The organism is Coleofasciculus sp. E2-BRE-01 (assembly GCF_040221695.1).
Taxonomy (GTDB): domain Bacteria; phylum Cyanobacteriota; class Cyanobacteriia; order Cyanobacteriales; family Coleofasciculaceae; genus Coleofasciculus.
In genome coordinates this window covers 1-10,634 of the sequence record NZ_JAVKEA010000075.1, presented here as the reverse complement: position 1 = coordinate 10,634, position 10,634 = coordinate 1, and the positions used below count along the sequence as shown (strand labels likewise).

Here is a 10,634-nt window from a genome sequence, read left to right as displayed (position 1 = left end):
GTACAGAATCTTGTTCGGTCAAGCTAACTTCTAAAAGCCGAAATGCCCGATTTTTCGTTCTCACTCTTCCTTGTCTACTGGTCTACCTGTCTACCTTGTCTTACCTAAACCTCAATCTTAAAAAACCTACCCTTGTGAGCTGGGGGTGAGGGGGTTTTCCGTTTAAGTTGACACCAATGATAGATGTGCGCCCAATAATGTGTGTCCAACTGATTTTGTGGTGGGGATAGGAACGTTGAACCGGCGCTAAAGCGCAACTACGCAACTACAAGTGCAACTACGAACCCGATTAATGCCTTATGTCACTTCCTTTTATTCTGTCATTTCGTAAGGATATTACTGTAACTGAAGAGTCGCGCGATAGCATGATGATTCAGTCAACCCGTATTAAGGGCAATCTCCCTCAGTATACGCTGAATCTGGAACAGGTATCGCCGGGATTATTAAGTGCGATAAATAGTTTATCGACAGCCGGGGGAACAGAGGAGAGTCTGAGTGATAGTGTTCTCCAATCTGATGGGTTTGAGAGATTGGCAACGTTTTATTATTATCTGAATCAGTTTATTCAGTTAGGCTGGATTTGTCATACGGTTGTTGGGGATGGGTTTCCTATCGCTACACGAGTTCCGATTTATCCGTTTAAAAGGTTTCAGGTTCAATCGGCGACAGTTGAACAAAAATATACTCTCTCGCGTTTTGCCTACTGTCATAAACAGGACAATCAGCTAATCTTGGAATCTCCTTTATCATACGCCCAAATTAGTTTAGACGATTGGCGCGGCGCTGCACTGGTTTCTGAATTAGCGCAACCGAGAACCGGGGAGGAATTGTGTCAAAGGATACCTGGATTGACGCCAGAAACGGTACAATTATTTTTTAGTTTGCTCCTGAGTAGCCAAATGCTAGGTGTTGTGCAGGATAATGGCAAAATTGAGGAGGATGAGAGTCATTCGCTCATATCCTGGGAGTTTCACGATTTGCTGTTTCACGCCAGAAGTCGCAAGGGGAGACATAGCAATGATTCTGGGAAAACGTTCCGCTTTTTGGATAAGATTCCCCAGCCTCCGATGATTCAACCTAGGATGTCAGATGAGATTATTGAGTTGTATCAGCCGGATATCGAGAAACTTAAGGCGGAGGATTATTCCTTTACTTGGGTACTGGAGGAGAGGAAATCGATTCGGAGTTATAGCGATAAGCCGATAACCGTGAAGCAATTGGGGGAATTTCTGTATCGCTGCACTCGGAATAAGCGAATTACGGCTAAGGATTATGGGGAATGCACCCACAGACCTTATGCCAATAGTGGTGGTCGATATGAGTTAGAATTGTATGCGATCGCGAATACCTGTGATAATCTAGAGTCTGGAGTTTATCATTATCATCCCGAAGCTCATCAGCTTTGTCGATTGACGGGCAGGAATGAGAATGTGGAGGCACTGTTAGAAGATGCCTATTTTGCGAATGGCAGATCCTGTATGCCGCAAGTTCTATTTGTCTTTGCCCCACGGTTTCAGCGAGCAAGTTGGGTTTATGAATCCATTGCGTATGCTAATATGCTCAAGGATGTGGGTTCATTACAGCAGACCATGTATCTGGTAGCAACAGCGATGAATCTGGCACCTTGCGCGATCGGTGGTGGTAATTCCGATTTATTTGCGGCGACGGTGGGAACGGATTACTATCGGGAAACTTCAGTCGGAGAGTTTATTCTGGGGAACCCATCTGTAGATTAGCCGAATGATCCAATCTAGATTGATTTAATTTCCCCGACCCTCTTGCATAGATAAAATAAGCATTGTATATTAATATAACTATAACTTGGCGTAGCGGATTTAAGGAAAACAAGAGTCCCTAGGACATCGGTCAAGAAACCGGGTTTCTCGTGAGGATGACAACGCAATATCAACTTTTCACCCAAAGAAACCCGGTTTCTAGGAATACTTGTTAGACTAACAGCCTTTCGCGCTGAGTTAAGTATCATTACTTCCCTTGACTAGATTCTTTGAACAATAGGAGAAAAACCATGTCAGTTTTGGTAAAGAATAATCCAGAAACTCAAAAGATTTTGTCCAAGATTATCGCCCAGACATGGGTAAACGAAGAGTTTAAATCGCAATTTATCTCGCATACGAATCCTGTCTTAGAAGAGAACGGGTTAACGATTCCCAGTGGTGTAGAGTTTCAAGTGATTAACAACACCTTAGTGGGAACAATGACTAACAAAGTTCCTGGTCAGGACGGTAACGTAGTTTGTGAAATTCCTCTCCCTTCCAAGCCAATGGGACTGACAGATCAACCGATACAGTCTTGGATTGGTAAGAACAATTTTGACTATCTTGCACCCGATTGTGAGGAAAGGATTTGTGAAGAATTATGCACTTAGGTATTTCCTAACTAGCTGGATAACTGTGGAGTAATTTTTTTAAGGCTTACCTGTAAAAACTTGCTATCCTCTGAATGGTTTACTTTCTCAAGTAAACATTACTTTCTATGAACTGCGAACCTATTAAGGAGCAGTATGCTTGGTATACTGTATTATATTTATAGTATTATATTGGTGTGAAGGAATTGGTGAAATAAGCCTCAAAGTTATAGGCTTACTTAAAGCACTACTCTTGACAATAATTTTCATCACTCTGATGAGTGTTGCTCTACCAGTAAAGCCATGCGCTGCTGAAAATAATAGCATTAAATTTGAACATATTACAACTGCTCAAGGACTATCTCAGAGTGGCATCAGAGCTATCATTCAAGATAGTCAAGGATTTATGTGGTTTGGTACAGAGTATGGCTTGAATAAATATGATGGTTATCGGTTTAAAATTTATCAATACAATGAGAGAGATTCAAACTCTTTGTCTGATAATTTTATAAATTCACTCTACGAGGACGAATTTGGTACAATTTGGATTGCTACTGACGGTGGTGGACTTAACAAATTTGATCGCGAAACAGAATCTTTTATTCACTATACTTCTGATTCAAATAACCCCAACAGCTTGAGTGGGAATTGTGTCATGTCTATCTATGAAGACAAGTCTGATACAATTTGGGTTGGTACTGATGGCGGTGGACTAAATAAGTTTAATCGAGACACAGAACAATTTACTCATTACAATTATAACATTGATGAACCTACTAGCTTGAGTAACAATACTGTCTTATCAATTTATGAAGACAAGTCTGGGACACTTTGGGTTGGTACAGATGGTGGAGGTCTAAACAAACTTAACCGCTCGACTGGTCAATTTACCCATTACAAGCATAATCCTGATGATTCCAGTAGCTTGAGTGATAACACTGTTTTATATATTTACGAAGACTCCCACGGTAGACTTTGGATTGGCACACTGAATGGAGGGATCAACCAATTAAAACGTGAAACTGGTCAATTTATTCATTATCAGCATGACCCCATTAACCAGAATAGTGTAAGTCACAATACTGTTGGTAGTATAACCGAAGACAAATTTGGTAATCTTTGGCTGGCAACAAGTAGCTGGTATGGAAATTCCTATGGCAAAAAACTTGATAAATTAAACCCAGAAACGGAGCAGTTTACTCACTATAGCAACGATAAAACTAATTTCAATTCTTTAAATGACACTGTATTTGTCAGTCTTTTAATCGATTCGTCAGAAATATTGTGGATTGGAACTGGCTTTGGCGGAGTTAATAAACTAGATCAGAAAAGTCCTAAATTTATTCATCACAAATATGACCCCTATAACTTGAATAGTATAAGTGATAATCATATCTTGTCAATCCATGAAGATTCCTCAGGTTTAATCTGGATTGGTACTGATAGCGGTGGACTCAATAAATTTAACCGTCAAGCTGAAAAATTTACACATTACACCCATGACCCCAAGAATCCCAATAGCTTAAGTAGCGATAATGTTTGGTCAATCTACGAAGATCGCAACGGTACGCTTTGGGTTGGCACGTTTGGGGGTGGACTTAATAAATTTAACCGCCAAACTGGAGAATTTACACATTACGCCCATGACCCCAATAATCCCAAGAGCTTGAATCATATTACAGTCTCATCAATCTATGAAGACAGAGAAGGTACATTTTGGATTGGGACTTTCGGTGGCGGACTTGATAAATTTGATCGCCAAACCGAGGAATTTACTCACTACCTGCATAATCCAAATGACCCAAATAGCTTGAGTGATAATTCGGTTCTATCAATTTATGAAGATAATTCAGGTACACTCTGGATTACTACACTCAACGGTGGACTCAACAAATTTGACCGCGAGACAGAAAAATTTACCCGCTACACCCACGATCCCAATAACCCCAATAGCCTAAGCTATGACCGAGTATTGTCAATCAATGAATACCCAGCCGGGACACTTTGGATTGGCACCTACGGCGGCGGACTGAATAAATTTGATATCGCCACTGAAACCTTTACCCATTACACCGAAAACGATGGTTTACCCAGCAATTCTGTGGTCGGTATCCTCGCCGACGATAATGGAAATCTCTGGCTAAGTACAGGTAATGGCTTATCCAAATTTAACCCCGAAGTGGAAACCTTTAGAAACTACGATGTCGGTGATGGACTTCAGGGAAACGAGTTCGATGGCGTGAAAGCCTACGCCAAAACCAAAGATGGTGCTATGTTATTTGGCGGACTCAATGGCTTCAACTTATTTTATCCCGACCAAGTTAAAGATAATCCCTATATTCCCCCTATTGTCATCACCGACTTTAGAATCTTTGATCAAACTGTCAAACTCAACCCCGCCATCTCCATTGCCAAAGAGATTAAATTATCCTACAAAGACAAGTTCTTTAGCTTTAAATTTGCCGCCCTTGACTATACCAATCCCGAAAAAAACCAATACGCCTACAAACTCGAAGGATTTGATCAAGATTGGATTTACTCCGGAACTCGACGCTACGCCAGTTATACAAACCTCGACCCCCGTACCTACACCTTTCGAGTTAAAGGTTCTAATAATGACGGAGTTTGGAATGAAGAAGGGACATCTGTGACGATTACGATTATCCCGCCCCCCTGGAAAACAGGCTGGGCTTATACCCTTTATGGGATTGCCATATTCGGTGCTATTTATGGCTATGTTCAATGGAAAACGCTAGCCCACATCAGAGAAAATGATGTACTACGTACCAGTGAGAAAAAGCTGAATCAAATCTTAGACGCCATTCCCGTCGGCATTACAGTATTTGATAAATTGATCCAACCCGTATTTTTTAACACAGCAGCATTTAAACTATTGGGCGTAGAACGGCTCACTGATGCTCCGATTACAGACTATTCTCATCTTTATCAATTCTATATTGCGGGAACGGATCAGTTATATCCCCCAGAAAACTATCCAGTTTGTCGGGCGTTACGGGGAGAACAAGTCAAAGTTGATGATTTGGAAATCCGCAACAATAACAAGAAAGGCTTATGGGAGATTTTAGCAACTCCGATTTATGATGAACAAGGCGATATTATCTATAGCATCGCTGCTTTTCAAGATATTATCCATCGCAAACAGCTAGAAGCCGAACGCCAGCAGTTTATTGAAGCCCTACAACAAACGAATGAACAACTGCAAGCTATTTTAAATACTGTACCCGGTTGTGTGGCTTGGATTAGTGCAGACGGACGATATCTCGGTGTTAATCAGTACTCAGCAAATCTCTGGGGCTTGTCTCCCAGCGACTTTGTTGGTCAAGAGGTTGGCTTCCACAATAAAAGCACAGAGTATATCCATTTTGTACACCAGTTCTTGGCAAACTCAGAACTTACCACCTCTCAGGTGATTGATTTAAAAATTAAGGATTCGATTCGCCATTATTTGATTATCGCGCAAAAGTATCAACAAAGTAAGGCGGCGGTTTTAGTGGGGATTGATATCACGGAACAAAAGCAGGTTGAAGCTGAACTGCAAACCTCTTTGCGGGAAAAAATAGTCCTACTAAAAGAAGTTCACCATCGAGTCAAAAATAACTTACAAATTATTTCCAGTCTCCTGGATCTCCAGTCCCAGACGTTAACCGATCCCCAAGTCTTGGATATTTTCCAACAAAGTGCGAATCGGGTTAAGTCTATGGCGCTGATTCACAATCAACTCTATCAATATACCTCTCTAGAAAAGATTGATTTTGCCGAGTATATCGATACATTAGCCACCTATCTATTCCAGTCTTATGGCGTGAATCGAAGCTTAATTAAATTGCAGATTGACGTTGAACCGATTTCCCTCAACCTAGACACAGCGATTCCCTGTGGCTTATTGCTAAATGAATTACTGTCCAATGCCTTAAAATATGCCTTTCCTGAATCCCGTCCAGGTGTGATTACCATCAAACTGAAATCAGAGTGCGATCGCAGACTGACTCTCACGGTTCAAGATAACGGAATTGGCTTACCTGAAGGGTTTGAGCCGGAGAATCCCAAGACATTAGGATTTCAGTTAATCCAAGCTTTAACTGAACAGTTAGAAGGAGAATTGGACATCAAGCCAGATCAAGGAACCCAATTCACAATTCGGTTTTTTGAGGTTATGAATCATTCATAAGTAGTCGGACAAAATTAACGCTACAACGCTTTTCAAGTAAGTGAGGTACACAGACAGATCCCCGACTTCTCCAAGAAGTCGGGGATCTTGCTTAGATAGTTGGTCAGATCAAGGAGCGCAACTCGGTATTAGCGGATAGTCTGGGTTTCTTTATTCTTTAACCCTTCTTTTTCGTGATCCAGACGCAGATCCCCGGCTGGAGGTTGACGCAGGGATTCGGGGGTTTGTTGACCCACGGCACCTTTAGCCACCGTTACACCTCCATCCACGAGCCAAAGCGCTCCGGTGACATAGCTGGCTTGTTCCGACGCCAGAAATGCACAAACATTGGCAATTTCCTCCGGAGTACCCCGTCTTGCCATTGGCGCCGCCATAACTAGGGTTTCCTCCATCTGGGCATCCATGGGACCGGTTTCTTTGTGCGTCCAAGCCGTATCAATCGCACCGGGACAATAACAGTTTGCCCGCACTCCATACTTCGCTTGTTCAACGGCTACCCCTTTAACAAAAGCGTGCATCCAGCCCTTAGTTCCGCCGTAGGGAGAATTTTTTGCCACACCATTAAATCCGGCTTCTGAGCCAGCACAAACAATGTTACCCCGGCTTTTTTGCAAATGGGGTAGGGCATACTTAGTCATCAGGAATGCCGATCGCAGATTCATCTTCAGAGTTTGATCAAATGCCTCTATCGGATACTCTTGGGTTGGCGCAGTTGCCAGAAAGACACCAGCATTATTCACCAAAATATCCAGCGTCCCGTATTGGTTAATCGTCGCTTCCACACAGGCTTGAGCAGGATTCATGTCCGAGACATCCCCTCGATCTGCGATCGCGTCCCCACCAAAGTCGTTGATGGCTTTTGCCACCTCCTCCACTGGATCATCCGGTAATCCGTTGACGACAACCTTAGCGCCTTCTTTGGCAAATTTATGTGCGATCGCTTCCCCAATACCTGTTCCCGCACCCGTTACGATAGCGACTTTTCCCTCTAGGAGTCTACTCACAAGCCTAACCTCTTCCCCGACTAATTTTTACTTCTGTTCCTGTTTTCTTCTGGAATCCAGGGTCTCTACATCTATCTGCGGTAGGGTTTCAGTTTCGCAGAAGTTCGCAACTGTATAGCAAGATGTGTCAATTAATGCTATATTTATAAGTTTTATAAAAAAAACTGATCAAAAAATTTCTATCGATGGGTAGAATTTTTCCAAAAAGTAAAGTATGATTATTTTTAGTAAAGATTTGTAAAGCATCTCTCAGGAAAGAACAATGGATAGACGCACATTACTCAAGTATTTGTCAATCGGTGTAGCTGGAACCTCCTTAACCACTGCCGTACAGTCCCTCGCCTCCGCATCCGGGGGAACAGTTGCATGGGGTTATGCCGATACAGACTGGGGCAGTCTTACCGATGCAAATGGTAATCTAGCCTATCCAATTTGTGGAACGGGAACACGACAATCTCCCATCGCTCTAACCAATCCCGTTGATGTCAATTTTGACAATGACTTTAGCATTAGCTACAACTCGTTTTCCCCAACCATTCGGGATACGGGTAAGACTATCCAGGTTGACTGTCCTGCTGGTAGCACTCTGACCTTGGATGGTAAAACATTTAATTTAGCCCAATTTCACTTTCATGCCCCCAGTGAACATACAATAGATAACCAAGTCTATCCCGCGTGTGTTCACTGTGTGCATACAAAGGAAGATGCAAATGGAAACGTTGTAGAAATAGCGGTCATTGGCAGGCTCATGGAAGTGGGTAGTCCTACAAACTCTGAGATGGGAAAGATTTTGAACAACCTACCCTCGTCAGGTGGAACAAGCTCACCTAACGTAACAATCAATCCTAAAAAGTTTCTTCCTCAGGATGGTTTGTTAGGCAGTCTCCTGACCGACCCACCCCAATATTATCGGTATTCTGGTTCTCTAACCACACCGCCTTGTTCACAAATTGTGAATTGGATTGTATATAAAGATACGCTTAAAATTTCATTGGCACAACTCAACGCCTTTAAATTCCTATATGACAATAATGCCAGACCGGTGCAAGCACTTAACCGTCGGCTCTTGCTACAGGATTAATTAAATCCCCGTTTACAGAAAAGGGAGACGAAAAAGAGTTTTGCGGGTTAGCGTATGTCGGCTAACCCAAACAAATTACCAATCCTTAACCGCCAACAGCTGCTAGGGTAGTGGGTTCAGCTGGTGTAGCCTCTTGTTCTCCCAGACGATTATGATAAAGGTCAGCTAAACGCTGTTCGTAGTCTGCCAACTCCTTTTCAATCTGAGTAAACAGCACCGTTGACGTGGGATCGGTGAATTGTTTCCGCAGATTATAGGCATCGACAACACCCGTTTGAATGTCACCCAAGGCATGGCGTAAGATGGATAGACTATCGCTCGGTTGTAGCCAATTTTGTAAGGCGGCATAAGCATCTGTCGCCACTTCCGGAATTGATTCAAATGCCTGCAAATCTCTCAAACGATTCTCCAGCATGATAATATGATGCTGCTTATTTTCGATGATTTCTTGCAGTAGCGATCGCAACTCTAAATCAGTGGCTTTTTGGGCATAATACTCAAAAGCTTTTCGCCCATATCGTTCCCCGGCTAAGGCAGTATTCAATCCATTCACAATATCAAGCTTGCTACTCCCCCCCCAAGCTTCTGCCAATTGCCACCATTGAGCCGTCATATCCGTTTCATCGGGTAAGGCTTGATCGGGAATCCCTAACCCCAAGCGGGTGAGAATTGCCGTGGTAAATATTGCCAAATCACCAGGTTGACGAGAGGTAATCAGATTTCCATCCACGACTAAGGGTTCATCCACATAGTTAGCCCCCGCGTTGGTCATATCCTTGCGAATCGAGAGAAATCCGGTAGCATTTTTGCCCTGAAGTAAATCCCCTTCAATTAACACTTGGGGACCATGGCAAACCGCCGCGACGAGTTTATTCAACTCCATCGCCTTCTGCACAAATTGGACGGCATTAGGGTTATTTCGCATCGTATCCGGTGCCATCCCGCCGGGAATAATTACGGCATCAAAGGTGTCTGGACGGGTTTCGGTTACGGTACCATCAGGTTTAATCGAAACTTTGCCTTGTTTCCCCTGATAGGTGTCATTCATCCGCGAACCCAGAACCACAACCTGCGCCCCCGCTTGTTGCAGCGCTTGATAAGGGATTTGAAATTCAGCATCTTCAAACTTCTGATCAATCAGGATGGCAACTTTTTTGGGTGTATTATCGGTTATCATCATTGAAATTGTTAACGACTTTATTACTTGATCGAAGGTAGAATTTTTCTGGGGTATTCTTTCCGCCACGAAAATTCTACGGGCTAAACAGGTAGTATTGATAAGCATTTTCAGCTTAGGAATGACTCACAGAGATGTCATCCCTCAAAAGAAATAAAATAGGATTCGCTCTGGGGTAATAAACTGATGTGCCTGCGAAAGGTTAAGCTGTGAGTGCGGATAGTAATATACAAGCCAATATGCAACCTGAAAACATTAACAAATCTCAGTCCAACCCCCTATCAGAATCAGACACACGTAAGGAAACCAACGAAATAGAACCGACTTATGAGGGACTGAGCGATCGCGACACGGCTGATGGTAGACTAATTGAAGAATCAAGAACCCGTATGGCAAGCGGTGAACCCACCACGAGCGATGTTGATGCCAACCTCTACCAGGCAAAAGTAGGCGGTGAGGAAGCCGTTGGCGGTTTAACGCCCACGCCAGAGCAAAATGTGACCCAGGAGATGGAGCGAGCCGTTGGTGTCGAAGGCGCTCAAAAAGAACCAGTGCAAGTCACCAATAAGCTCGAACGACGGGATGAGCAGCGCTGGGAATTAGATCCGAAGTCCTCTGAAGATTATCAAGAACACGGCGTCTAGACTGTTAATCAGTAGGGGTTGCTGAATCAATAGTATAAACTACCCAGACCTGCTATCGCAGAGGTCTGGGTTTTCAGTAGCCCTGAAGTCATCGAACAAGCCAAGTTGAACATACTCAACAGTTCGACTTAACTTGCACGACAACCCCGTGCCTCCAGGCTGGTTTATAGACAG

The 10,634-nt window shown here is 43.2% G+C and carries 7 protein-coding genes; 5 read left to right on the top strand and 2 right to left on the bottom strand.

The genetic code is table 11. The annotated features are described in order from the left end of the window. Positions 1-299 precede the first annotated feature (299 nt). The 3 genes from RIG66_RS09345 (at position 300) to RIG66_RS09335 (ending at position 6,554) form a co-directional block, all read left to right on the top strand. Positions 300-1,736: a SagB family peptide dehydrogenase gene (locus tag RIG66_RS09345; RefSeq protein WP_446377354.1), complete on the top strand. Its 1,437-nt coding sequence runs from the start codon at positions 300-302 to the stop codon at positions 1,734-1,736. Between the two features lie 290 nt (positions 1,737-2,026). Further along, positions 2,027-2,386, top strand: a complete 360-nt coding sequence (locus RIG66_RS09340) for a hypothetical protein (RefSeq protein WP_446377352.1) — start codon at positions 2,027-2,029, stop codon at positions 2,384-2,386. Positions 2,387-2,642: 256 nt separating this feature from the next. Beyond that, a complete protein-coding gene (locus tag RIG66_RS09335; protein WP_446377350.1) occupies positions 2,643-6,554 on the top strand; it encodes a two-component regulator propeller domain-containing protein in 3,912 nt (1,303 codons plus the stop codon). Positions 6,555-6,682: 128 nt separating this feature from the next. Here the strand turns inward: RIG66_RS09335 and RIG66_RS09330 are convergent, their stop codons facing one another. After that, complete coding sequence (locus RIG66_RS09330) at positions 6,683-7,558, bottom strand: SDR family NAD(P)-dependent oxidoreductase (protein WP_446377347.1); 876 nt, start codon at positions 7,556-7,558, stop codon at positions 6,683-6,685. 262 nt (positions 7,559-7,820) lie between these two features. On the opposite strand from RIG66_RS09330, the gene RIG66_RS09325 reads away from it, so the two are divergent. Next, positions 7,821-8,639, top strand: coding sequence for a carbonic anhydrase (locus RIG66_RS09325; protein ID WP_446377345.1), 819 nt, complete (start codon positions 7,821-7,823; stop codon positions 8,637-8,639). 85 nt (positions 8,640-8,724) lie between these two features. Here the strand turns inward: RIG66_RS09325 and RIG66_RS09320 are convergent, their stop codons facing one another. Then, positions 8,725-9,819: a DJ-1/PfpI/YhbO family deglycase/protease gene (locus tag RIG66_RS09320; RefSeq protein WP_446377343.1), complete on the bottom strand. Its 1,095-nt coding sequence runs from the start codon at positions 9,817-9,819 to the stop codon at positions 8,725-8,727. Positions 9,820-10,025: 206 nt separating this feature from the next. On the opposite strand from RIG66_RS09320, the gene RIG66_RS09315 reads away from it, so the two are divergent. Then, entirely contained in the window at positions 10,026-10,460 is a 435-nt protein-coding gene (locus RIG66_RS09315; RefSeq protein ID WP_446377341.1) for a DUF6335 family protein, read from the top strand. The last annotated feature ends 174 nt before the right edge of the window (positions 10,461-10,634 follow it).